Origin of the sequence: Silvanigrella paludirubra (assembly GCF_009208775.1) — a bacterium.
GTDB lineage: Bacteria > Bdellovibrionota_B > Oligoflexia > Silvanigrellales > Silvanigrellaceae > Silvanigrella > Silvanigrella paludirubra.
The window spans coordinates 1-299 of the sequence record NZ_WFLM01000025.1; the positions used below are offsets into that span (position 1 = coordinate 1).

General features: G+C 31.4%; 1 pseudogene. It reads left to right on the forward strand.

What is annotated here, in order from left to right:
• Positions 1-299 (forward strand): annotated as a pseudogene (locus GCL60_RS17330) (hypothetical protein); the annotation flags it as partial.

Here is a 299-nt window from a genome sequence, read left to right on the forward strand (position 1 = left end):
AAAAACATATCAATATGGTGTAACAGGACAAAAAGAGAAAGAAACATTATATAATGTAGATTCTCAAGGTAATCCTTTTAAAACTACAATTCAATATAAGTATGATGCAAAAGGAAGAGAAGTTGCTGTCATTTCACCAAGCGGAGAGACAAAAGTAACAGAATATAATGACGCAAGTCATACGGAACAAAAATATGTAAAAGCGTTAGATGGAGAAATATCTCCGATAAGCGTAGTTACTTATAATGATATGAATAAAGTAGCGAGTACGCAGTTATTAAAGAGCGATAAAAGCTTTT